This window comes from Rhizobium halophilum (genome assembly GCF_021648825.1).
Classification (GTDB): Bacteria; Pseudomonadota; Alphaproteobacteria; order Rhizobiales; family Rhizobiaceae; genus Neorhizobium; species Neorhizobium halophilum.
In genome coordinates this window covers 134,743-156,290 of sequence record NZ_JAKJHS010000008.1, presented here as the reverse complement: position 1 = coordinate 156,290, position 21,548 = coordinate 134,743, and the positions used below count along the sequence as shown (strand labels likewise).

Annotated in this window: 19 protein-coding genes and 1 pseudogene; 3 read left to right on the top strand and 17 right to left on the bottom strand. The window is 60.4% G+C overall.

Annotated features, from left to right (window positions below):
- Nucleotide 1: 1 nt before the first annotated feature.
- The 5 genes from LXM96_RS15800 to LXM96_RS15780 are packed head-to-tail and all read right to left on the bottom strand — an operon-like array spanning nucleotide 2 to nucleotide 5,547.
- Nucleotides 2-397 (bottom strand): RidA family protein, encoded by a 396-nt coding sequence (locus LXM96_RS15800; RefSeq protein ID WP_239999515.1) that lies wholly within the window; start codon nucleotides 395-397, stop codon nucleotides 2-4.
- A complete protein-coding gene (locus tag LXM96_RS15795) occupies nucleotides 390-1,589 on the bottom strand; it encodes an acyl-CoA dehydrogenase family protein (protein ID WP_239999514.1) in 1,200 nt (399 codons plus the stop codon). Before LXM96_RS15795 ends, LXM96_RS15800 begins: the two co-directional genes overlap by 8 nt.
- 1 nt (nucleotide 1,590) lies before the next feature.
- Nucleotides 1,591-2,436 (bottom strand): enoyl-CoA hydratase family protein, encoded by an 846-nt coding sequence (locus LXM96_RS15790; RefSeq protein ID WP_239999513.1) that lies wholly within the window; start codon nucleotides 2,434-2,436, stop codon nucleotides 1,591-1,593.
- On the bottom strand, nucleotides 2,433-3,224 hold the full coding sequence (locus LXM96_RS15785; protein WP_239999512.1) for an SDR family NAD(P)-dependent oxidoreductase: 792 nt from the start codon (nucleotides 3,222-3,224) through the stop codon (nucleotides 2,433-2,435). Before LXM96_RS15785 ends, LXM96_RS15790 begins: the two co-directional genes overlap by 4 nt.
- 10 nt (nucleotides 3,225-3,234) lie before the next feature.
- Nucleotides 3,235-5,547, bottom strand: a complete 2,313-nt coding sequence (locus tag LXM96_RS15780) for a bifunctional salicylyl-CoA 5-hydroxylase/oxidoreductase (RefSeq protein WP_239999511.1) — start codon at nucleotides 5,545-5,547, stop codon at nucleotides 3,235-3,237.
- 167 nt (nucleotides 5,548-5,714) lie between these two features.
- Between LXM96_RS15780 and LXM96_RS15775 the strand changes: the two genes are divergently transcribed.
- Nucleotides 5,715-6,230 carry a MarR family winged helix-turn-helix transcriptional regulator gene (locus LXM96_RS15775; protein ID WP_239999510.1) on the top strand — a complete coding sequence of 172 codons (516 nt, stop codon included), beginning with the start codon at nucleotides 5,715-5,717 and terminating at the stop codon, nucleotides 6,228-6,230.
- A 106-nt stretch (nucleotides 6,231-6,336) separates the two neighbouring features.
- On the opposite strand, the gene LXM96_RS15770 is transcribed toward LXM96_RS15775, so the two are convergent.
- The 6 genes and pseudogenes from LXM96_RS15770 to LXM96_RS15745 all read right to left on the bottom strand — a co-directional run bounded on the left by LXM96_RS15770 (nucleotide 6,337) and on the right by LXM96_RS15745 (nucleotide 12,156).
- Nucleotides 6,337-7,179, bottom strand: a complete 843-nt coding sequence (locus tag LXM96_RS15770; RefSeq protein ID WP_239999509.1) for a GNAT family N-acetyltransferase — start codon at nucleotides 7,177-7,179, stop codon at nucleotides 6,337-6,339.
- Nucleotides 7,176-7,925, bottom strand: coding sequence for an aspartate/glutamate racemase family protein (locus tag LXM96_RS15765; RefSeq protein WP_239999508.1), 750 nt, complete (start codon nucleotides 7,923-7,925; stop codon nucleotides 7,176-7,178). The genes LXM96_RS15770 and LXM96_RS15765 overlap by 4 nt, the downstream gene beginning before the upstream one ends.
- Nucleotides 7,926-7,934: 9 nt before the next feature.
- Complete coding sequence (locus tag LXM96_RS15760) at nucleotides 7,935-8,753, bottom strand: ABC transporter permease (RefSeq protein WP_239999507.1); 819 nt, start codon at nucleotides 8,751-8,753, stop codon at nucleotides 7,935-7,937.
- Nucleotides 8,754-9,587, bottom strand: a pseudogene (locus tag LXM96_RS15755) (ABC transporter permease); the annotation flags it as partial.
- 143 nt (nucleotides 9,588-9,730) lie between these two features.
- The gene (locus tag LXM96_RS15750; protein ID WP_239999505.1) at nucleotides 9,731-11,020 is read right to left on the bottom strand and encodes an ABC transporter substrate-binding protein; all 1,290 of its coding nucleotides are present in this window, start codon (nucleotides 11,018-11,020) and stop codon (nucleotides 9,731-9,733) included.
- 47 nt (nucleotides 11,021-11,067) lie between these two features.
- Nucleotides 11,068-12,156, bottom strand: a complete 1,089-nt coding sequence (locus tag LXM96_RS15745; RefSeq protein WP_239999504.1) for an ABC transporter ATP-binding protein — start codon at nucleotides 12,154-12,156, stop codon at nucleotides 11,068-11,070.
- Nucleotides 12,157-12,383: 227 nt separating this feature from the next.
- Here LXM96_RS15745 and LXM96_RS15740 point away from each other — a divergent pair, with 227 nt between their 5' ends.
- Complete coding sequence (locus LXM96_RS15740; RefSeq protein WP_239999503.1) at nucleotides 12,384-13,085, top strand: GntR family transcriptional regulator; 702 nt, start codon at nucleotides 12,384-12,386, stop codon at nucleotides 13,083-13,085.
- 83 nt (nucleotides 13,086-13,168) lie between these two features.
- Here the strand turns inward: LXM96_RS15740 and LXM96_RS15735 are convergent, their stop codons facing one another.
- The 5 genes from LXM96_RS15735 to LXM96_RS15715 are packed head-to-tail and all read right to left on the bottom strand — an operon-like array spanning nucleotide 13,169 to nucleotide 18,163.
- Entirely contained in the window at nucleotides 13,169-14,239 is a 1,071-nt protein-coding gene (locus tag LXM96_RS15735) for a DUF2218 domain-containing protein (RefSeq protein WP_239999502.1), read from the bottom strand.
- A 54-nt stretch (nucleotides 14,240-14,293) separates the two neighbouring features.
- Nucleotides 14,294-15,103 (bottom strand): ABC transporter ATP-binding protein, encoded by an 810-nt coding sequence (locus LXM96_RS15730; protein WP_239999501.1) that lies wholly within the window; start codon nucleotides 15,101-15,103, stop codon nucleotides 14,294-14,296.
- Nucleotides 15,100-16,119 carry a FecCD family ABC transporter permease gene (locus LXM96_RS15725; RefSeq protein WP_239999564.1) on the bottom strand — a complete coding sequence of 340 codons (1,020 nt, stop codon included), beginning with the start codon at nucleotides 16,117-16,119 and terminating at the stop codon, nucleotides 15,100-15,102. The genes LXM96_RS15730 and LXM96_RS15725 overlap by 4 nt, the downstream gene beginning before the upstream one ends.
- A 17-nt stretch (nucleotides 16,120-16,136) precedes the next feature.
- On the bottom strand, nucleotides 16,137-17,177 hold the full coding sequence (locus LXM96_RS15720) for a FecCD family ABC transporter permease (RefSeq protein ID WP_239999500.1): 1,041 nt from the start codon (nucleotides 17,175-17,177) through the stop codon (nucleotides 16,137-16,139).
- Nucleotides 17,174-18,163 carry an iron-siderophore ABC transporter substrate-binding protein gene (locus LXM96_RS15715; protein ID WP_239999499.1) on the bottom strand — a complete coding sequence of 330 codons (990 nt, stop codon included), beginning with the start codon at nucleotides 18,161-18,163 and terminating at the stop codon, nucleotides 17,174-17,176. Before LXM96_RS15715 ends, LXM96_RS15720 begins: the two co-directional genes overlap by 4 nt.
- 278 nt (nucleotides 18,164-18,441) lie before the next feature.
- Between LXM96_RS15715 and LXM96_RS15710 the strand changes: the two genes are divergently transcribed.
- Entirely contained in the window at nucleotides 18,442-20,571 is a 2,130-nt protein-coding gene (locus tag LXM96_RS15710; protein WP_239999498.1) for a TonB-dependent siderophore receptor, read from the top strand.
- 46 nt (nucleotides 20,572-20,617) lie between these two features.
- On the opposite strand, the gene LXM96_RS15705 is transcribed toward LXM96_RS15710, so the two are convergent.
- Entirely contained in the window at nucleotides 20,618-21,511 is an 894-nt protein-coding gene (locus tag LXM96_RS15705; protein ID WP_239999497.1) for a helix-turn-helix domain-containing protein, read from the bottom strand.
- Nucleotides 21,512-21,548 lie beyond the last annotated feature (37 nt).

The window sequence follows — 21,548 nt, the reverse complement described above, 5'->3', positions numbered from 1 at the left end:
CTTACTCCGGAACGACGGCGATGGCCTGGATCTCGATCTTGGCGCGGTCCTCGATGAGGGCCGTCACCTGCATGGCGGCCATGGCAGGGAAGTTCTTGCCCATGATTTCGCGATAGGCCTGCCCGATCCCCTTCAGGTTGGCGAGATACTCCGCCTTGTCAGTGAAGTACCAGGTCATGGTCGTCACGTGCTCGGGGCCCGCACCGCCGGCGGCGAGGACTGCAACGACGTTCTTCAGCGTCTGGCGGACCTGCTCGACGAAATCGTCCGTCTCGAACTGGCACTGGCCGTTCCAGCCGATCTGGCCGCCGACATAGACTTGCCGGCCGCGTGCCGCCACGCCGTTGGAATAGCCGATCGGCTTCGCCCAACCCTCGGGCTGAAGAATGTCATGCATGCGTCTTCTCCGGAGGCGCGCTTTTCAGGAGTTCGCGCGCGATGATGAGTTTCTGGACTTCGGTTGCGCCCTCGTAGATCCGCAGCGCACGGATTTCGCGATAAAGGCTCTCGACGATCTCGCCGCTCTTCACGCCCCGTCCGCCGAACATCTGCACGGCGCGGTCGATCACCTGCTGGGCGTTCTCCGTCGCGACCATCTTCGCCATGGCTGCTTCCTTGGTGGTCGGCAGGGCCTGGACGTCGCGGCGCCAGGCGGCTCGATAGGTCAGGAGAGCCGCGGCATCGATCTGCGCCGCCATGTCGCCGAATGCAGCCTGGGTCAGCTGAAGGTCGGAAAGGCGGTTGCCGAACATCGGACGGGCCGTCGCATGGACAAGCGCCTCGTTCAGGGCCCGGCGGGCGAAGCCGACCGCGGCTGCGGCAACTGATGCGCGGAAGATGTCGAGCGTGCGCATGGCGATCTTGAAACCCTCGCCGGGACTGCCGAGCAGCCTATCAGCGGGGATGCGGCAGTTCTCGAAGCGGATGGTCGCCAGCGGATGCGGCGCAATCACGTCAATTCGTTCGGCGATCGAGAAGCCGGGATCATCGGCATAGACGATAAATGCCGAGATGCCGCGGGTTCCGGGCGCTTCGCCCGTACGAGCGAAGACGGTGTAGACGTCGGCAATGCCGCCATTGGAGATCCAAGTCTTCTCGCCGTCGAGGACATAGTGATCGCCGTCGCGGTTCGCTGCGCAGGCCATGGCAGCGACATCGGAGCCTGCGTCCTTCTCGGAGAGCGCGAAGGCGGCGATCCATTCGCCGCTCTGCGCTTTCGGCAGCACGGTGCTACGCAGTTCCTCCGTTACGGAAAGCGCGATCGCGCCGGTGCCGAGACCCTGCATGGCGAAGGCGAAATCGGCGAGGCCGTCATGCCAGGCAAGCGTTTCGCGGGTGAGGCAGGCTTCGCGGGAATCGATCGCGCGCGTTCCACCGGCGCCGGTCGCCGCATCCAGTAGCCCGGCCTCTCCGAGCGAGCGAACGAGGTTGCGGCAGGCGCGATCGGTGTCGGCATGGTCGATGGCGGAAAGCGCACCCGATGCAGTATAGGCGTCGAGCCGTGCCGCCAGCGTACGGTGGCTGTCGTCGAAGAAGGGCCAGTCGAGATGCTCGCGGGTCGGACCGGTTAGCCGGGTCGGTGCCGCCATGTCAGTTCCCCTCGAAGACGGGCTTGCGCTTATCAGCAAAGGCTTCGAGGGCGCGGCGGAAATCCTTGGTCGCCATGCAGACGGCTTGCGCCTGCGCCTCCGACTCGATCATCTCGTCGATGCCCATGGCCCATTCCTGGTTCAGCATGGTCTTCGTCATCGTGTGGGCGAACCATGGCCCGTCCGCCAGCGACTGCGCCAGCTTCAGTGCTTCGGCCTCGACGTTGTCCGCCGCGTGGAGCGCGTTGTAGAAGCCCCAGGCATGGCCTTCCGAGGCGCTCATGGCGCGGCCGGTAAAGAGGAGTTCCGCGGCACGGCCCTGGCCGATGATGCGCGGCAGGATACCACAGGCGCCCATGTCGGCTCCGGCAAGGCCCACGCGGGTAAAGAGGAACGCCGTCTTCGCCTCGGGTGTCGCAAGCCGCAGGTCGGAGGCCATCGCCAGGATGGCGCCGGCGCCGGCGCAGATGCCGTCCACCGCCGCGATGATCGGCTGCGGGCACTTCTTCATTGCCTTGACCAGATCGCCGGTCATCCGGGTAAAGGCGAGGAGGTCCGGCATCGCCATCTGCGTCAGTGGTTCGATGATCTCGAACACGTCACCGCCGGACGAGAAATTGCCGCCGGCTCCGGTCAGGACCACGGCCCGGACGTCCGACGCATAGGCAAGGTCGCGGAACAGGTCTCGCAGCTCCGCATAGCTTTCAAATGTAAGCGGGTTCTTACGCTCTGGCCGGTTCAGCCGGATCGTGGCGACCCGCCCATCGGCGCTGACCTCCCAGAGGAAATGCTGCGCCTGATAATCCTTGAACGGGCGCAGGTGCCCTGCCATTGAAACCGTGCTCATCCCGCCAATACCTCCCCGCCGGCGATCGCGATCGCCTGGCCGTTGATTGAAGCCGCAGCGGGCGATGCCAGCCACAGAACGGCGTCTGCGACTTCTTCCGGCCGGATCAGCCGTCCCTGCGGATTGCTTTTCGTGAATTCCTTCATCGCGTCTTCCTGGCTGCGGCCGGTCTTCGCGACGATCGTTTCGATCGCCTGCGCGATCAGCGGCGTATCCGTAAAGCCGGGGCAGACCGCGTTGACGGTGATGCCTGTCTTCGCGAGTTCCAGCGCCAATGAGCGCGTCAGGCCGATGACGCCATGCTTTGCCGCCGTATAGGCCGAAACATAGGCATAGCCGGTGAGGCCGGCGGTGGAGGCGATGTTGATGATACGGGCACCGTCGCCGCGCGACTTCAGGTCTGGAAGGGCAGCCTGCGTGACGAGGAAGGCTCCAGTCAGATCGACCGCCAGGACGTGGTTCCACATGTCCAGCGAGGTCTTCTCGAATGGAGCGCTGGGCGCCTCGCCGGCATTGTTTATGAGGATGTCCAAGGGGCCAAATGCGGCGCGGGCGGTCTTCATGCCCCCCGCAACAGCCGTCTCGCTTGTGACGTCGAAGCCATGAGCCACGTGAACCTGCGAAACGCCAAGTCGTTCGGCGAGCGCCTTCAGCGGTTCTGCGCGGCGTCCGGCCAGGGTGACCCTCGCACCGGCCTCGACCAGTGCCGTGGCGATGGCAGCACCGATGCCGCTGCCGGCACCTGTCACCAGCGCATGACGCCCGTCCAGCTTGCGCGCTGCATCCATCAGCCGATCCTCACTTCGTTGCTGCGGCACGCGCCAGATTGGTCTCGTATTGCTGCTTGCCGGAATAGTACTGCTTCGGCCAGGCGATGTCGGTGAGCCCGATGCGCGCTGCCTCGTGCAGCACCCAGGCCGGATCGGCGAGATGCGGACGGGCGACAGCGCAGAGATCGGCGCGGCCCGCGGCGATCACCGAATTGGCGTGGTCCGCCTCGGAAATTGCCCCGACGGCAATGGTGGGGATGCCAACCTCGTTGCGGATCTTGTCGGAGAACGGCGTCTGGAAAAGGCGGCCGTAGACCGGCTTTTCTTCCTTCCAGACCTGGCCGGACGAGCAGTCGATCATGTCGGCGCCGGCGTCCTTGAACATCTGCGCGAAGATCGCCGCGTCGTCTGGCGTATTGCCGCCCTCGAACCAGTCGTGGCAGGAGAGACGCACCGAGATTGGCTTATCCTCAGGCCAGACGGCGCGAATGGCATTGAAGATCTCCAGCGGGTAGCGGGCGCGGTTCTCGTGGCTGCCGCCATATTCGTCGGTTCGACGGTTGGTCAGCGGCGACAGGAAGCTCGAGAGCAGGTAGCCGTGCGCGCAGTGAAGCTCCAGCCAATCGGCGCCGGCGGTCACGGCAAGCTCGGTGGCGCGCACAAAATCGGTCTTCACCCGATCCATGTCCGCGCGGTCCATCGCTTTCGGAACCTGGCTGTTCTTCAGGTAGGGCAGGGCGGAGGCGGAGATCAGCGGCCAGTCGCCCGTCTGAAGCGGCTGGTCGATCCCTTCCCATGCCAGATTCGTGGCACCCTTCCGCCCGGCATGGCCAAGCTGGATGCCCACCTTCGCGGTGCTGTTGCCATGGACGAAATCCACAAATCGCTTCCAACCCTCCGCCTGCTTCTCGTTCCACAGGCCGAGGCAGCCGGGGGTGATTCGGGCGTCCGGCGACACGCAGGTCATTTCGCCGAAGACGAGTGCTGCGCCGCCGAGCGCGCGGGCGCCCAGATGCACGAGATGGAAATCGTCGAGCAGGCCGTCCTTGGCCGAGTACATCGCCATCGGCGACATGACGATGCGGTTCTTCAGCGTCACCCTGCGCATCGTATAAGGCGTGAACATCGGAGGCGGCACCCGGCCTTCGGCTGACGGTTCGACACCTGCCTGACCGGCGAACCAGCGCTCGTAGCCCTCGAGCCACGCCTTGTCGCGCAGCCGCAGGTTCTCATGGCTGATGCGCTGCGACCGGGTCAGCATAGAATACATGAACTGTTCGGGCGGCAGCGTATCGGCATAGCGCCTGCCGACGACCTCGAACCATTCCATCGCGTTACGGGCGGCATTCTGTATGCGGGCGACGTCGACGCGGCGGATTTCCTCGTAGTCCTCCAGAACCGCCGGGATCTGCTCCTTCGCATGGCCGTGCCTGTTGAACTGGTTCGTGAGCTCGATCGCGTCATCGATGGCGAGTTTCGTGCCCGAGCCGATGGCGAAGTGGGCGGTATGGGCGGCGTCGCCCATCAGCACGACGTGCGAGTGACCATTGAAATGGCTCCACTTGCCGCAGATCAGGCGGTTGAAGTTCAACCACGCGGAACCCCGCAGGTGGCGGGCATTGGTCATCAGTTCGGCGCCGTCCAGTACCTCGGAAAAGAGGTTTTGGCAGAAGTCGATCGAACCCTGCTGGTCCATCTGGCCGAGACCGTGCTTTTCGTAGGCATCCTCGGTGGTCTCGACGATGAAGGTCGAAGTCTTGTCGTCGAACTTGTAGATGTGCGCCTGGAACCAGCCGTGATCCGTCTTGCGGAAATCGAAGGTGAAGGCATCGTAGAGCTTATTGGTGCCGAGCCAGATGTAGCGGTTCGGCCGTGTCACGAGGTCGGGTTCGAAAACCTCCTGATACCGGTTGCGGATCTTCGAATTGAAGCCGTCCGAGGCGATGACGAGATCCGCATCCGCATAGTCGAGGTCGCTCGCGACATCCGTCTCGAAAACCAGTTCAACTCCGAGCGCCTCGCAACGGCGTTGCAGGATGTTGAGAAGCTTCTTGCGGCCAATGCCGACAAAGCCGTGGCCGGAGGTACGCTGGCGGGTACCCTTGAACCAGACCTCGATATCGTCCCAGTGGTTGAAGGCGTCCTCGATCTCGGCCGCACTCTCCGGATCCCAAGCGCGCATCGCCTCCATGGTCGCATCGGAAAAGACGACGCCCCAGCCGAACGTGTCGTAGGGGCGATTGCGCTCGACGACCGAAATCTCGTGCGCAGGGTTCTGCTTCTTCATCAGGAGCGCGAAATAGAGCCCCGCCGGGCCGCCGCCGATGCAGACGATGCGCATGAAGCTGTTCCTCCTGATGTTTCCATTCTTTTATTTTAAGTTTAAACTATATGGGGCGCCGCTAGATGGTCAAGCCGTTTATGAGGGGGACGCCGATACACCTGCCGCCTTTGACATTCGGAAGGGCGCTTCGTAACAGTCGATCGATGGAGAGGACGACCGAGGACATGGTGGACAACGAAGCAGCCAGCGCGGATCTGGAGATGATTGTGCACGGCCCGAACGGTCGCAACAAGCCGGAGACCAGGCTTTGGCTACGTATGCTTTCCACGACCCGGTTGATCACCAACGAGATTCGGCGACGGCTCAGATCCGAGTTCGGGGCAACGCTTCCTCAATTCGACCTGATGGCGCAGCTTTATCGAGAGGAAGACGGGCTGCGGCTCGGTGAGCTATCAAAACGCACAATGGTCACCAACGGGAATGTTACTGGCCTTGTCGAGCGCCTGGAGGCGGACGGATTGATCAGGCGGGTTACGCCGGACAAGGATCGTCGCGTTACGGTGGCGCAACTCACTCCCGCTGGCGTCGACCGCTTCCTCACGATGGCCGCCGCGCACGAAGAGTGGCTTCGAGAGCTACTGGAGGACACCGGAGATGAAGTGGTCCAGTCTCTTTGGATGAACATTGGCCGGCTCAAGGCTTCCGTTGCCAATCATCTGTCGGCCCCGGAGACGGAATAGCCCCGCCTTCGGAACCAACAGGAAAAACGAACGCAAATCGCACCGGCCGCTCCAAACAGGGCATTCGACAGATCATCGCCGAGCGTCCGCACTACATCGAAGAAGATTAACCCAATTCCAGCGTCGTGATGGCGAAGACGCCCTGCGGAATGATCCTCGGGCTTCCGTTTTTGTACATGCGACTGGTTTCAAAGCCTGGAGCCATGCCGGCATCCAGCAGCACCCTGGAAAACGCCTCTTGTGTCTCCGGGACGTCGAGGTGCAAGACCTCGCCACCCACCTTGTTGATGCAGGCGAAGAATAGTTCTTCCGCCTCTCTGACACCGTCAGCGAGCAGGGGCCCAACCTTATAGCCGTCATGGCAGCGGCGAAGGACAGCATAGCCCGTGATGGCCTCTTCACGAATGAACACCATCGTCTCGCGTGGTGGCTGCAGCCATGCATGTAGAAACGTGTCACGTTCCGCGGGAAAGCTCCGCCGGTCGTAGGCGATCACGTCCGGCAGCATCATGGGCGAAATTGGCGAGACAGATGTTGCACTAGGTTGGTGAGGCGCAATTTTGCCGCTCCAGCGGATCGTCCGGTAATCTTCCTCAAAGCCCATCCGCCGGTAGTTCGGCTGCTGTTGCGGAACGCCGTCCAGACCAATCATGCGGCCCGCCAGATGCCTCATCGCCGCGTCCCAGATCAGTTTGCCAAACCCTCTGCCGCGGTACTCGGGCCGACAGATGTAGAGACCGATGAAGCCGAAGCTTCTGCCGTAACGAACTGCAGATATTCCTGCGACCAGGGCATCCGCTGTAAAGCAGCCAAGGAAGCCTTCAGGGTCTGCTTTGAAGAATGCCTCTGCATCGTTCAGGCCCGGGTTCCAGCCTTCCTGCCTCGCCCATTCCAATAACAGCTCAACTTCTGAAAGGCTGAGCGGGCGGATTTCCGGTGCGGCGGTCATACAGCAGGTGCTCTGTCGCCTGGTGCGAAGGTCGCCAGCATTCCCGAGTACCGCTTTTCCAGCGGAAAAGCATATGCTCCGCGTTTGGCGGTGGAGAGGCCGAGGGCAACAAGGCCTTCGGCTTGCTTCACGGCGGCAGCCACGCCGTCGATCACCGGTATGTTGTAGTCCGCCTGGAGCTGCTGCGGCAGGTTTGCCATGCCGGCACATCCGAGCACGATGGCTTCGGCGCGGTCTTCACGCAGTGCAAGCTCGATTTCCCGGCAGAGCCGATCGCGCGCTGCCGAGCCAGGATCTTCAAGGGACAGAACTGGAATGTCGGCTGCGCGTACCTTGGCTCGGCCTCCCATTCCGTAGCGGTGTACCAAGGCTTCCACCGGCAGCCTCGACCGTTCCATCGTGGTCACCACTGTAAATCTTTGGGCGATGAAAGAGGCAGTCGCCACTGCCGCTTCGCAGATGCCGATGACGGGGATGCCCGCCATGGAACGGGCGGCGTCAAGCCCGGTATCGTCAAAGCAGGCGATGATGGCAGCCTCGGCGCCTTCCTGTTCACCTTGATGGATTGCCTGCAGCAGGCCCGGGACCGCCAGCGCTTCGTCGTAATAGCCTTCGATGGATTCGGGCCCCATGGCGGATGTTCGGGCAATGATCTCTGTGCCCGCTGCGGTGACGCGTTCGGCCGCCGCCGCAATGCGCCTGGTCATACTGGCGGTGGTATTCGGATTAACGACAAGAATGCGCATTAGTGGCTCTCAGCCTTTGAGGCGCCGCCGGTTAAGGCGGAGGATGAGAAGGAGCGTGGCGAGAATGACGAGGAAGGAGAAGGCTGTGGTGACTGTCCCGAGTGCGTAAAGAACGGGTGTCGTGACATTGGTGGTCATCGCGTAGATCTCGAGCGGCAGTGTATTGTAAGTTCCCGCGGCCAATAATGTGCGGGCGAACTCGTCGTAGGAGAGGGTAAAGCCGAATAGCCCGACGCCGATGAGGCTCGGTGCAATGATCGGCAGCAGCACATGGCGGAAGGTCTGCCAAGACGACGCTCCGAGGTCACGGGCAGCCTCTTCGTAGGCCGGGGAAAAGCGGTTGAACACGGCAAACATGATAAGAACGCCAAAGGGCAGTGTCCAAGTGAGATGAGCGCCTAAGGCAGACGAGTACCAGGCGGGCTGCAGGCCCATCTGCTGAAAGACTACGCCAATGCCTAGGGATATGATGATGGAGGGGACAACGAGGCTTGCGACCGCGAGGTAGAAGAGGGCGGTGGCTCCGACAAAACGCCTTCGGAAGGCAAGCCCGGCCAGGAGCGACACAACAACGGTCGTGGTCGTCACCATGAGGCCAAGCGCAAGCGAGCGCCGGAATGAGCCACCGAAGTCTCCAACAGCTTGCGTCTCCAAGAGATTGGCAAACCAGCGAAACGAGACTCCGTTCAGGGGGAAGGTGAGCCCACCGTTTGGGCCCTGGAAGGAGAGGATCAGGATGGCCGACAGCGGTCCGTAGAGAAACACGACAAAAAGCGCGAAGAAAATCGTAAGAGCGTAGAATTCACGGGAGCGGGCTTCTCGTTGCATCTAAAGCTCCTTGCGGATGTCGACGATGCGGAGGATTCCCGCCACCATCAGGAGGACGAGAGCCAGCAGGATCACTGCGTTCGCCGCGGCTGCCGGGTATTGCAGCAGCGACATCTGGTTCTTCATCATCAGCGCGACGGAGGCGCTCTGACCGCCGGACATCACCTGGACCGTCGAAAAGTCAGCCATCACCAGCGTGACGACAAAGATTGTTCCGATCGCCATCCCTGGCTTCGCCAATGGAAGCACGACGTTGAGAAGCGTCTGCCAGCTGCTTGCGCCTGCATCGCGCGCAGCTTCGATAAGCGTTTTGTCTATGCGCATGAGAGTGTTGAAGATCGGCGTTACCATGAACAGCGTGTAGAGGTGAACCATTGCCAGCACGACGGCGAAATCGGAATAAAGAAGCCACTCCACGGGCTCTGACACGACGCCGGCGTTCAACAGGGCGGAGTTGATGAGCCCGTTGCGTCCAAGCACGGGGATCCAGGAAATCATCCGGATGATGTTGGAGGTGAGAAACGGCACCGTGCAGACGAGGAAGAGAACCATCTGCATTGCGGAGCTTCTGACGTGGAAGGCGAGGAAGTAAGCGACCCAGAAGCCGATGAAAAGCGTGATGCCCCAGACCAGGAAAGCAAACTTGAGGGTGTTGAGATAGGTTTTCCAGGTCACCCAGGAACCCAACGTCTCGGTGTAGTTGAAAGTTACGAAATCCGGATACATGGCGGCAAAGTCGTAATCCCAGAAGCTGACGGTGCCGATCATCAGAATGGGAAGCAGAAGGAAGCTGCATAAGATCAAGGCAAGCGGTGCCGCCTGCAAGTAAGCAATCAGTGCCGCTGGGAAACGGCGCCCAGCACGTGCCTGCGCGCTGTCTGCCGTATCCGTGTGCGATGAAGCCAATGTCGCCATATCTCGCCCTCTGCCGGTCTATTGGTAGGGCCGGCGCATAGGTGCGCCGGCCCTAGAAAGCATCAGGCGGCGATGAATTCGTTCCAACGGCGGACCATGTAGCGGTCTTCGTCCATCACCGAGTTCCAGCACGCAACTTGACCCATGCGCTCGTCGAAGGAGCCGCCGTCGCGGACGGCACCAGCCTTTTCCATGACCTTGCCATCAGGCGACAGGATATCATCCTGTGCAGCCTTGCCCTCGATCCAGAAGCCCCATTCATCGGCTGACATGTGAGCCTTGGCAGTCTCCATGCAGGCCGAATAGTAGCCTTGGCGGTTGAGATACGCACCGACCCAGCCAGAGGTGTACCAGTTGATGTATTCATAGGCTGCGTCGAGCTGCGCGCCGCTAAGATGCGCGGCAAGCCCCAATCCGCCACCCCAGGCGCGGTAGCCTTCCTTGAGCGGTTGGTATTTGCAGTCGATCCCCTTGGCACGAACTGCTGCAACGGCTGGAGACCACATGGATTGGATCACCACCTCACCCGAAGACATCAGGTTTACCGACTCATCAAAAGACTTCCAGAAGGCGCGGAACTGACCGTCCTGCTTGGCCTGGATCAGGAAGTCGATTGTCTGGTCGATCTCCTCCTTCGTCATGTTGCCCTTGTCGGCGTATTTGATCTTGCCCATCGCTTCCATGATCATGGCGGCATCCATGATGCCGATAGACGGAATGTTGAGGATCGAGGTCTTGCCCTTGAACGCCGGGTCCATGATGTCGGCCCAGCTCGTGATCTCACGGCCGACGAGGTCAGGTCGGATGCCGAGCGTATCGGCATTGTAGATCGTCGGCATCATGGTGAACCACTGGGTTTCGCCGCTCGCGAAAGTCTTGTCGCCCGGCTTCTCGACATATCCCACCGTATGCGGGGCAGTGCCCTGAGCGATCTCGGTGTCCGGTGTCAGCTTGCCTGTCTTAAACAGCGGCACCACGCTGTCGTAGTGCTTCAGCTTGGTCACATCCATTGGCTGGATCACACCGGTTGGGAAGACCTTCTTGAGGATCCAGTACTCGACGTCGGCGATGTCATAGGAATTCGGCTGCGTCACAGCACGCTGGGCTGCGGCATCGGAATCGGAAGCCGTCATTTCCAGCGTGATGCCGAGGTCCTTCTTGCACTGCTCTGCGATTGCATTGAGATTGGAAACACCGGTGCCGAACTGGCGAAGGGTGATGTTGGACTGCGCCCAAATGGTGGGGAAGCCTGTGATGGCGCCTGATCCAGCGGCAAGGCCTGCTGCTGCGGCACCGGTCTTCAGCAAGGCGCGGCGCGAAATTCCTTTGGCTGTCGTGTCTGCTTTCGTCATGTCCGTTCTCCTCTGTTGGCCGTGGCCTGTTCTTGTCGTTTCTGGTGTCAGTGCCGGGTGCGACCAAGGAAGATGACGTCCTCCTTGTCCCAGCAAAGAGGCAGTTGCTCGCCGACGCGAATGGGGTTGGCGAAGAATTCGCTGTCGCGCAGGATGGCCGTGAAATCGTCGATGCCGGCTCCAGCGACCGAGAGCTTCACCGAAGCCCCGCGATACTCGATATTGGTGACCTCGCCGGTAAAGCCGAGGCCGCGGCCATCCCTGTGGCCGACACGAACGCGGTCGGTTCGGATGGCAAGATCGGCGACCTCATCCAAAGAGTTCACGCCATCAACGGCGATGAAACTGGTATCCTGCGATACGCTGACGGTAGCGATACCGTCGTGATGCGCAGTGACGCGACCTGAAACGACATTGTGGTCGCCCATGAAACGGGCAACGAATGCGGTTGCCGGCTTCTCAAACACCACCCGCGGTGCCGCTGCCTGTTCAATCCGACCGTCGTTCATCACGACGATCAAGTCAGCAAGCGCCATCGCCTCTTCCTGGCTGTGGGTGACATGCACGAAGGTGATACCGAGAGACGTCTGCAGCTTCTTCAACTCGGCGCGCATGCGCACTTTCAAGAATGGATCAAGCGCCGAGAGTGGCTCGTCGAGAAGCAGGGCTTGAGGGTTGGTGATCAGTGCGCGGGCCAAAGCCACGCGCTGCTGCTGTCCACCTGAAAGCTGGGCTGGTCTGCGGGTCGCGTAGGACTGCAACTCCATGAGCTCCAGCATGGTCATTGCCTTGGCTCGACGCTCTTCTTTCGCCATACCCTTCATCTTCAGGCTGAATGCGACGTTGTCGGCGAGATCAAGGTGGGGAAAGAGCGCATAGGACTGAAACATCATCGCCGTACCACGGCGGGCCGGCGGGAGGTCAGTCACGACGGTATTCCCAAGCCGGATGTCGCCGCTGTTAATCGTCTCGTGGCCTGCAATCATTCGCAGGGTCGACGTCTTTCCACATCCGGACGGGCCGAGAAGGCAACAATAGGTACCTCCCGGTATCTTCAGACTGATCGCTTCCACAGCGATGGTTGTGCCGTAGACTTTACTGACGGAGACGATGTCGATCTCGGATGCTTTGCTCATGTCTGATACCCCTGCCAACACAGCTATGCAGGGATCGTGCCAAATCGGAAAATCGAGCGGGTTCAGCGTGATTGGGCAGTCGCGAGAGGTATCTCACCGCGGCACCTTCAAGGCCTGCGCAAAATGGAGACAAACGCTTGATGAAATTGTATGCGATCCCTTCTTCGACTGCAGACACTTGGCAGGAGAGAAGCCAGTCGCTAGAACAAGCTGATCCGGAAGCGCCGATGAACATCCAGAACATCACCTCGAATCCGAACGAAGATCGTTCGCTCGCCATTCGCGACGCGCTGAGGAATGCGATCATCGATCGGCGCCTTGCGCCTGGGACGAAGCTTACAGAGAGCGAGGTCGGGTCTCTGTTCGATGTCAGTCGCACCGTCGCCCGAGCCGGGCTTCAGATGCTGTCTTTTGAAGGCCTCGTCCGGATGGAGCGCAACCGGGGTGCCTTTGTCGCCAATCCTACGCCGGAGGAAGCGCGGCAGGTCTTCGCCTCGCGGCGGCTGATCGAGCCTGGAATCTTGACTGCAGCGATGGGTCGGTTCGATGTAGAGAGGGCGGAGGTTCTGCGGCGGCAACTGCAGGCAGAGAGCCGCTATCTCAGCGAACGCGGCCCGTCGGCGAGGCGCGCGGAGATTAAGGCCTCCGGCGATTTTCATCTGCAATTGGCATCGATGAGCGGGAATGCCATTCTAGAGAGGTTTATGGAGGAGTTGATCGCGCGCTCTTCACTCGTCATCGCCCTCTACGGCCAATCAGGTATCTCGAGTTGCGGGCACGACGAGCACCTCGCCATCCTGGAGGCACTAGAGCGTGGCGACGGGAAGGCGGCACAACACCTGATGCTTCATCATATTGATCATATGGAAGCCGACCTCGACCTGCGGGTGAGAAGCACGACCCGGCTGAGGGAGGCGCTTTCCCTCTAGCGCGGATGAAGCCGCGGGCGCAGCAACACGCTGCAAAGGCTACACTTCCCAACCTCCCAAGCTGATCCTTGAATGCCGTCTGGTCAGGTGGAGGGTTTACCCCGTTCCCAGTACCAGGCGACATACCTGCGGCGGCGATCGTGGCCGCGGTCCTTCAAAAAGGCGCGAATGCTGCGGACGTCCTGCTTTTCACAGGCCACCCAGACATAGGTTTCGGGGGCGCTTGCGGCTATGGCTTCCCTGATAGCGTTGCGAAGGATACCCGGCGCTCTTTCAGGATAGTCGCTTCGGTGCAGCCACTGCACCTCGAGCGAAGCTGCGCTCGACAGCGGTTGTTCTTCCGCCTCGTTCTCGACCTCTATGATTGCGGTTATGCGGGTGCCTGCAGGAGCTTCCGCTGCAATGCGGGCGATGGCCGGCAGCGCGGTTTCGTCGCCTGCCAATAGCACCGTCTCTCCCTTCGGAAAATCGCCGCCGCCAGGCACAATCAGCGCGACCTTGTCACCCGGCTGTGCATCGCGGGCGAAGTCGGCACCTGGAGTCTCAATTCCCGGGGCAGGATGCTGGACGAAATCGACCCAAAGTTCACGTCGATCCAGATCAACCGCGCGGATGGTGTAAACCCGCACCAGGATCTCGTCTTCGCCCTTCGGCCACGCGATCCGGCCATCGTCGCCGAGACCTGGCCAGATCGGTGCTCTGCCCTTTGGGGGAACGAGCAGGCGGACATGCATATCACCGTCGACGAAGGGCTCGATGTCGTTACAGGCGAACTTCACCCGCCGCATGCGCGGCGTGACATTCTCCGCCGAGACGACGGTAACCTCATGCATGTTGGGCAGGCGGGTGACAGGGGGAGGGCTTTCCCATGACAGCTCAAACGGTTCCTCTCCCGCGAAGTAGAAGAGGTGCTCCGCTATCATGTTGCGCGTGAGATGAAGGGCTTCCTCCGTTGGACATGTGAGGTCAATCATCAGCCGATTGTCCGCCAGACGGATGTCTGCAGTGCCGATTTCGCATTTCAGGATGAGCACGTCCTGGTCCCTCTGCACTTCCGAATGCTCTACAAAATGCTCGCAGACCTCGTCGAGCATGAAGAGCGGATCCGTCGGAAGAGCAACGCCGGAAAGTTTGAAAGTCGGCATGGCATTCATGGCAACAACTCCTGGATTAAATTTGTGCCAAGAGGGGCCAAGGTGGCTTGATCCTCAAGCACGTTCGCTCTCCATTTTATGCCGCCCGATCGGAAGCATGATTGGTCGACCGGAGGTGGGGTCGGTGATGATGCAGCTTTCGAGCCCGAAGACCTGCCGAACAGTCTCTTCCGTCAGGACATCTTGAGGACTGCCGGCCAGGTGCAGTCGGCCTCTGACCATTGTGATAAGATGATCGGCATATCGCGCGGCCAGGTTGAGATCATGCAACACCATGACGATGGTGGTCGCTTGCGCCCGGTTGAGATCCATCAGCAGATCGAGAACATCGATCTGATGGCTGATATCGAGAAAGGTCGTTGGCTCATCGAGCAGCAGGATCTCTGTTTGCTGCGCCAGTGCCATGGCAATCCAGACGCGCTGGCGCTGCCCGCCGGAAAGCTCATCAACCGGCCGGTCCGCGAGCTCTGCCGTCGCTGTCGCAGCGAGTGCATTGGCCACGGCCTCATCATCCCTTTTCGTCCAACTGGAGAACATGCCCTGGTGCGGGTGGCGGCCTCTGCTGACGAGATCTGCAACCGTGATCCCTTCGGGCGCGATCGGTGATTGGGGCAGTAGCCCCATCGATCGGGCCAGTTCGCGAGACGGCATCCGGTGAATGGATTTCCCGTCCAGGAGCACTTGTCCCCTGCGGGGGGAGATCAGCCTGGACATCGCGCGCAGCAAGGTTGACTTACCGCAGGCATTGGCTCCTACGATCACGGTCGTCCTGCCCGATGGGATGGCAAGATCCATATCGGTCAGCACTTCAGTATCGCCGTAGCCGACGGACAGCGCGTTGATTGTCAAGGAGCGGGCGCTCAAAGCGAACCTCCAGATCGATTGGTTCGTATGATAAGGTAGATCAGATAAGGAGCGCCGAGCGCGCCTGTGACAACGCCCACTGGATAACGACCGGGGAGCAGGAACTGTCCGATGTAATCGCCTAACAGCACGAGTGACGCTCCCACAAGAGCTGAGGGGATTAAAAGGGATCCGCTGTTTCCGACGATCCGAGCAGCGATGGGGCCCGAGAGAAATGCCACGAAAGCGATCGGTCCGGTGGCTGCCGTTGCAGTGGCAATCATGCCGACGCCAGCGCTGATGACGATTGCACGTGTTCCAGCCACCCTTATCCCTAGGGCTGCAGCGACGTCATCGCCCATTCTGAGGGCCTCGAGGTCTCGCCCGCGTGTCAACAGAAGCCCACCACAGCCTGCGAGGACGAGCGCGAGCGGCAGTGACTGGGCTAGCTGGGCGCTGTTAAGGCTGCCGGTCAGCCAACGCATTGCATCCTGCAGTGTCCATGAGGGCGCGGTGGAAAGAACATAAGCAATGGCGCTTTCGAGCATTGCGGCGACGCCAATGCCGACCAGGATGAAGCGGGTTCCCCCGACACCATTGCGGAAGGAGAGGACGGTAACAAGAAGCGCCACCGCAAGACCTGCCGCGACTGCAACAACAGAAACAAGAGGGCCACTGAGCGAAAGGACGACAATGCAGAAGACGGCTGCCGCACTTGCTCCCCAACTGATGCCGATGATGTCGGGGCTCGCTAGCGGATTTCGCAGAAGGATCTGAAACACGACGCCGCCCAAGCCGAAGCTCAGTCCCGCCAACAGTCCAAGAAGTGCCCGCGGAAGGCGCAACTGCCAGATGGTGAAGGTGACGCCGGGTAGATCCTCCCCCAGAAGCACCCGTAGGACATCGACCGGCGGCGTGAACGACTGACCCAAAGAAAGAGTCAGCGCGAACAGGATGACGGCCATAGCCGTAAGCAGAGCGACCGCCAGTCCGTGCCTGCGCGCGCGGCTCCGGCGGCTCTCCCGAACCAGAGTCATGGTGGCGGGAAAAGCTGTCACAGCTCGCGACCCCTCTGACGCCTGACGATCCAGATGAAGAAAGGCGCGCCTACGAAGGCAGTGACGATCCCCACGTCAAGCTCCGATGGTCTAACGACGAGGCGCCCGACGACATCCGCGGCCAGAAGAAGGCAGGCGCCGCCGATGGCAGAGAAAGGCAGCAGCCAGCGATGGTCAACTCCTATCAGCATGCGGCAGAGATGCGGCACAACAAGACCCACAAAACCGATCGGGCCACAAATCGCCGTCGTCGCTCCCGCCAGCAGAACGGCGCCGAAGCCGGCCGTGGCGCGGGCAAGCACAACACGTTCGCCTAGCCCCGCTGCCAGTTCATCGCCCAGTGCCAGAGAATTTAATCTGCGGGCGGACAGGAGGGTGATGACGAAACCGACGATCAAGAAGGGCAGTACGGGTTCGAGGCGGTCAAATGTCGCGCCACCGACGCCACCGATCTGCCAGGAGCGTATGCCTCCCGCAATGTCGCTGCGCGGCAAGACGACGGCAATGACGAGCGATGAAAATGCGACGGTGGTGGCGGCGCCGGCCAGCGCGAGCTTAAGCGGCGTCGCCCCGCCACGCCCCAGCGACCCAATGGTGAAAACAAACACGGCTGTTGCTGCGGCACCAAAGATGGCAATCCAGATGTACGCATATGCCGAACCGACGTCGAACCAGGCAACGCCGATAACGACAGCGAGCGAGGCGCCCATGTTGAGGCCCAGAATGCCAGGATCCGCCAAGGGATTTCGTGTTACGCCCTGCATGACGGCACCTGCCAACGCGAGTGCGGCTCCCGCCAAGAGAGCCAGCACCGTGCGAGGGATACGTACAGCCACCGCAGCCTGGTCAATGTTGTCGATGCGCCCGCCAAGCGCCGCGAAGAGGTTCGTCCAGACCACCTGCCGCGTGCCGACGGTGATCGACAGTGCGCAAAGGAGCACAAGTAGCGTGAGCGTCGCGATCAGCCAAAGGCGGCGGCGGCTCGAACGACTCTCCCATGCGTTTGTAGCCAATGACTGTTGCAGGGTCTGGGTCATTCCGTTTTTCTTGCTGCTTCAGCGAGCAGAGCGACGTAGGTTTTCAGCACCCAGGAGATCGACAGTGGCGTGGGGTAAGCGGCAGTACCAAGCGGATCTCGCTCCAACAGAACCATCGAATCGTGCGCGACGGCCGGCATCCTGGAAAGCAGTGGGTTTGCGGCCATCGCATCTCGCAGCGCTTGGCTGCCGTAGGTGACAACGATGTCAACATCATCGAAAGCATCGACGCGTTCTGCGCTGATGGAGCCGGAATAGCGGCCCGGCGTCGAGGCATCGACGACACTTTTCGGCGACGAAAGGCCCATCTCTTCAAAGAACCGAACCCGGGTATCATTCGTCGTGTAAAAGTTAACGACACTAAGATCTGTAGCGTCCAGGTGCGTGACGAACATCGCGGACTTTCCCTGAAGTTCGGGATAACCTGCGACCACCTGTGCGATCTCCGCATCAATTTCCAAGACAAGGGCGTCGGCTTCGGCAGCCATGCCGAGGCCTGCGCCGTTGAGCCGGATCATCTCCCGCCAATCGGTCGACCAAGGAGCTTCCGGATAAGCAACGACCGGCGCGATCTGGCTCAACGTATCATAATCGGCCTGGCTCAATCCGGAATAGGCCGCCAGAATGACATCGGGTTGCGTGGCGGCGACAGCCTCGAAATCGATGCCATCCCCTTCGTCGAACAGCACGGGCTCATCTCCACCGAGTTCCGTTAGCTTCTCTTCCACCCACGGCAGGACGCCGTCACCATCATCATCTCCGAAATTGGCTGCGGCAAAGCCTACCGGGATAACGCCGAGCGCCAGGGGTACCTCGTGGTTGGCCCAAGCTACAGTGGCCACCCGTTCCGGCTTTGAGGTGATGATGGTGGTTCCGAAAGCATGCTCGATCTTGATCGGATATGTCGTGCCCTGCGCAGCGCCGGAGCCGGTAAAGGTCGCCCACCAGCCGATGATCACTACAAGAAATTGAATGGACCGCGGCATTGAGGTCTCCTGTGCTAAGTGGAGTTCAGCTGTCAGGTTCAGCGGCCGTCGTCAAGTCTAGGTCGTGGGTCTTTGAGCGGCCGAAGGAAGTTTCAGGAGAATCCTACAAATCCAGAGAAATCTACAATACTGGAGCGGTGCGCTCAAGTTAATGACGCTGCCGGGGCTGGCTTCTGGAGGGGTTCAAGTGGAGCCTCTACCGACCTCGGGGGAGATGCGGCAGCCTCCGCGTCGGTGGCGCCGTCATCAACACCAAAAGTAAGTGCGGATTTATGACTATGAAGATTGATAAACGACGCGGGAATGTCATGGGGATCGGCGTCAACGCCTGGCGGCCGCTCCTTCTCAGTTGTACGGCACTCGCGGTCGTTTCAGCAGGTTCGGCAGTGGCGCAGGAAACCTACGAGGCGTCTTCCAACACTGAGCTCGAAACAATTGTCATCGAAGGACGTGGGAGTGGCGGAGATGACGATGCACGCACAATTGTGGCGACGCAGACGTCGGGTGTGGGGAAAATGCCGGCTCCGATCCTGGAAACACCGGCGTCTGTCTCCGTCATAACGTCCAAAGAAGTGAGAGAACGCAACGCCGATACCGTAGAGCAGGTTGTTCAATACACCGCTGGCGTAAACACGGACTACTACGGTTCCGACGATCGGTATGACTACTTCAAAATCCGCGGCTTCACGCCCTTTACCTATCGTGACGGGCTCATGATCGGGCGAACCTGGACAGGCGTTCGGGAAGAACCCTTTGCCTTCGAACGCATAGAAGTATTGAGGGGGGCAAACTCCACCGGCTTCGGTGTCTCCGACCCTGGCGGATCCGTGAACTACGTCACGAAGACCCCCAGGAGCGACCGTTTCGGCGAAGTTTATAGCACAGGTGGGTCCTTCTCCCACAAGGAAGCAGGTTTCGACTTCGGCGATAACATCACGGAAGACGACACCCTTTCTTATCGTCTCACTGGGAAGTTCCAGCGGTCCGACGCGGAGTACGACTACTCGCGAGACGACGAAAACTTCATCATGGGCGGCTTGACCTGGCGTCCTACCGACATGACAAGCCTGTCATTCGTGTTCGATCACCTTGACCGGGATGGGACGCCAAGCGGCGGCGGCCATCCAAGATTCACCGACTTTGACAGGGATCGCTTCTTCGGTGAGCCGGACTTCAACTACGACGAGACGAACCGAAACACCTACAGCCTTCTCTTCGATCATGATTTCGGCAACGGCCTGAGCTTTAGCTCGAATGCCCGCTACAGCAAGACTGATACCGGTTTCGGCTATGCCTACATCTGGGACACTGACGGTGCGTCTGGCGCGGACACAGTCGTGAATCGAAGCTATTTTGCAAGCGACAGGTCCAGCGATCAATTCATCATGGACGCTCATCTGCTCTACGAAGCGGAACTGGACAACATCGTAAGCCGAACGCTTGTCGGTGCGGAGTACAATACGGCCGACTCTGAAGGCGAGATCTACTACACCGCCGCTCCACCGATCAACTTCGACAACCCCGTTTATGCCGGGGCGCCGGTTCCTTTTGCTCCCTATAACAGCACCATAAGCAATCAAAAGACTAAGGCGCTATATGTCCAGCAGGATTTGACCCTTTTTGATAAGCTCACTGCGAGTGTCGGCCTGCGAAACGACTGGCTTGACCTCAGCGAAACGGACCGCTTGGCCGGCACCTCGGAAAGCTCCGACTACAGCGAGATGACCAAGCGCATCGGCTTCTCCTACAAGATCACGGAAGAGCTTGCAGCCTACACCACATATGCGGAATCAGTCGCTCCTCCGAGCACAGGAACGGAGCCGACCACCGGCAAGCAATACGAAGTAGGGCTTAAGTATCAGCCAGAAGGCTTCCCCGCCCTGATCACAGCCTCTGTCTACGACCTGACGATGGAGAACATCACCACGCGCGAGGCTCCGGTGTACCTGCCGGTCACGCAGGCCGAGATCCGGCACCGTGGTTTCGACCTCGAAGCCAAAGCAGAGCTGGCCAACATCGATGTCATCGCGGCCTACGGATACATCGACTCCAAGATCGAAGATGCGAGCGGCGGGTACGAGGGCAATCGCTTTGCGCAGGTGCCCGAGCACATAGCTTCATTATGGGGCACCTATACTCTGGAAGGAAATGGGAGGCGCGGCGACATGACATTCGGTCTCGGCGCTCGCTTCATAGGCTCCTATTACTTCGACAACGAAAATACTCGAAAATCTGACAGTGCCGTGGTCTTCGACGCCGCCTACACCTACAAGATACAGGAAAACACGACGTTTCAGTTGAACGTCAGCAATGTGTTCGACGAGAAGCACGTCGCCAACGATGATGGCGGCGCCTACTACTATAACCCCGGCCGCGCCATCTACGCCACCTTGCGCCAGACATGGTGACTATCCAATAGCGCCGGAACTCACTTCCGGCGGCTACTGGTGCTTATCAACCGCCGTCGTGCAATCGCCGCCAGGCGGCCGGTGTTTCGCCGGCCACTTGGCGGAAAGCCTTGGTCATGTGGGCCTGATCCGAGAACCCGAGTTGAGCTGCGATGTCGGCAACGGTAAGATCAGTGCCGGTGAGCAGTTTTTGGGCCCGTTCGATGCGGCGCGCCAGTTGCCACTGCAGCGGTGTCTTTCCCGTGGTCTGCTTGAAGACATTGGCGAACCAGCTCTCCGATAATCCAACCGTCTCAGCCATCTCCGCCACGCTCAGGCGACCGTCACCGCAAGCATTGAGGCGGGACATCAGCTTGTTCATCTGTGCCTGCGTAAGCCGTCCGTTGTTCGGTGAGGCAGATTCGTTGGGAATGTCCAGGAGCGCGGTCGCTATGCTGCCCGCCAAGCTCTCTGCGTAGACAGGATGCCTCGAAGGGGCCGAAATCTCCTTGATCAGGAGGCCAGCCAAGCTTCTGATTGCCTCTACATCCGTTACTTCAACAGGCCGGCGCAGCAACGAACGGGCCGCTGATCCGCCGATAGACGGCGCCAGGAAACGCAGCAGCCGGTCCTGATGCAGATGCAGGTCCAGGTGAGAAAAGCGATGGGCCGAGGTGAACTTCGTCCACATTGGTAGGCCAGCGGGAACATAAACAGCCTGCTTCAGTGCACGATCATGTCTGCCCCACCCGTTTTCATGGTTGGACATACGGATATGCGGAGAGACCTCGTTGAAGAAGACCACGATGCGGGGATCAGGCGATAGGTAATAGCCACGGGCCCCGGGCTGTCCCTCAGCTTCCCAAAATACACTCATAAGGCCGTCCAGCCCCCGCCACTTTACCGGCGCAACGGGGTTGATGCCTTCCGTGTAGCAGATCATTGAATGCTGATAGCTCACAACTGGTGGTCGCCTACCTGCAAAAAACCTGGACTCG

Bases quoted from the DNA above. Each gene is read 5' to 3' on its own strand.
- LXM96_RS15800 (WP_239999515.1), bottom strand. From the start codon at position 397: ATGCATGACATTCTTCAGCCCGAGGGTTGGGCGAAGCCGATCGGCTAT.
- LXM96_RS15795 (WP_239999514.1), bottom strand. From the start codon at position 1,589: ATGGCGGCACCGACCCGGCTAACCGGTCCGACCCGCGAGCATCTCGAC.
- LXM96_RS15760 (WP_239999507.1), bottom strand. From the start codon at position 8,753: ATGCAACGAGAAGCCCGCTCCCGTGAATTCTACGCTCTTACGATTTTC.
- LXM96_RS15740 (WP_239999503.1), top strand. From the start codon at position 12,384: ATGAACATCCAGAACATCACCTCGAATCCGAACGAAGATCGTTCGCTC.
- LXM96_RS15725 (WP_239999564.1), bottom strand. From the start codon at position 16,119: ATGACTCTGGTTCGGGAGAGCCGCCGGAGCCGCGCGCGCAGGCACGGA.
- LXM96_RS15750 (WP_239999505.1), bottom strand. From the start codon at position 11,020: ATGACGAAAGCAGACACGACAGCCAAAGGAATTTCGCGCCGCGCCTTG.
- LXM96_RS15745 (WP_239999504.1), bottom strand. From the start codon at position 12,156: ATGAGCAAAGCATCCGAGATCGACATCGTCTCCGTCAGTAAAGTCTAC.
- LXM96_RS15715 (WP_239999499.1), bottom strand. From the start codon at position 18,163: ATGCCGCGGTCCATTCAATTTCTTGTAGTGATCATCGGCTGGTGGGCG.
- LXM96_RS15775 (WP_239999510.1), top strand. From the start codon at position 5,715: ATGGTGGACAACGAAGCAGCCAGCGCGGATCTGGAGATGATTGTGCAC.
- LXM96_RS15785 (WP_239999512.1), bottom strand. From the start codon at position 3,224: ATGGATGCAGCGCGCAAGCTGGACGGGCGTCATGCGCTGGTGACAGGT.
- LXM96_RS15765 (WP_239999508.1), bottom strand. From the start codon at position 7,925: ATGCGCATTCTTGTCGTTAATCCGAATACCACCGCCAGTATGACCAGG.
- LXM96_RS15735 (WP_239999502.1), bottom strand. From the start codon at position 14,239: ATGAATGCCATGCCGACTTTCAAACTTTCCGGCGTTGCTCTTCCGACG.
- LXM96_RS15780 (WP_239999511.1), bottom strand. From the start codon at position 5,547: ATGCGCATCGTCTGCATCGGCGGCGGCCCGGCGGGGCTCTATTTCGCG.
- LXM96_RS15790 (WP_239999513.1), bottom strand. From the start codon at position 2,436: ATGAGCACGGTTTCAATGGCAGGGCACCTGCGCCCGTTCAAGGATTAT.
- LXM96_RS15710 (WP_239999498.1), top strand. From the start codon at position 18,442: ATGAAGATTGATAAACGACGCGGGAATGTCATGGGGATCGGCGTCAAC.
- LXM96_RS15770 (WP_239999509.1), bottom strand. From the start codon at position 7,179: ATGACCGCCGCACCGGAAATCCGCCCGCTCAGCCTTTCAGAAGTTGAG.
- LXM96_RS15720 (WP_239999500.1), bottom strand. From the start codon at position 17,177: ATGACCCAGACCCTGCAACAGTCATTGGCTACAAACGCATGGGAGAGT.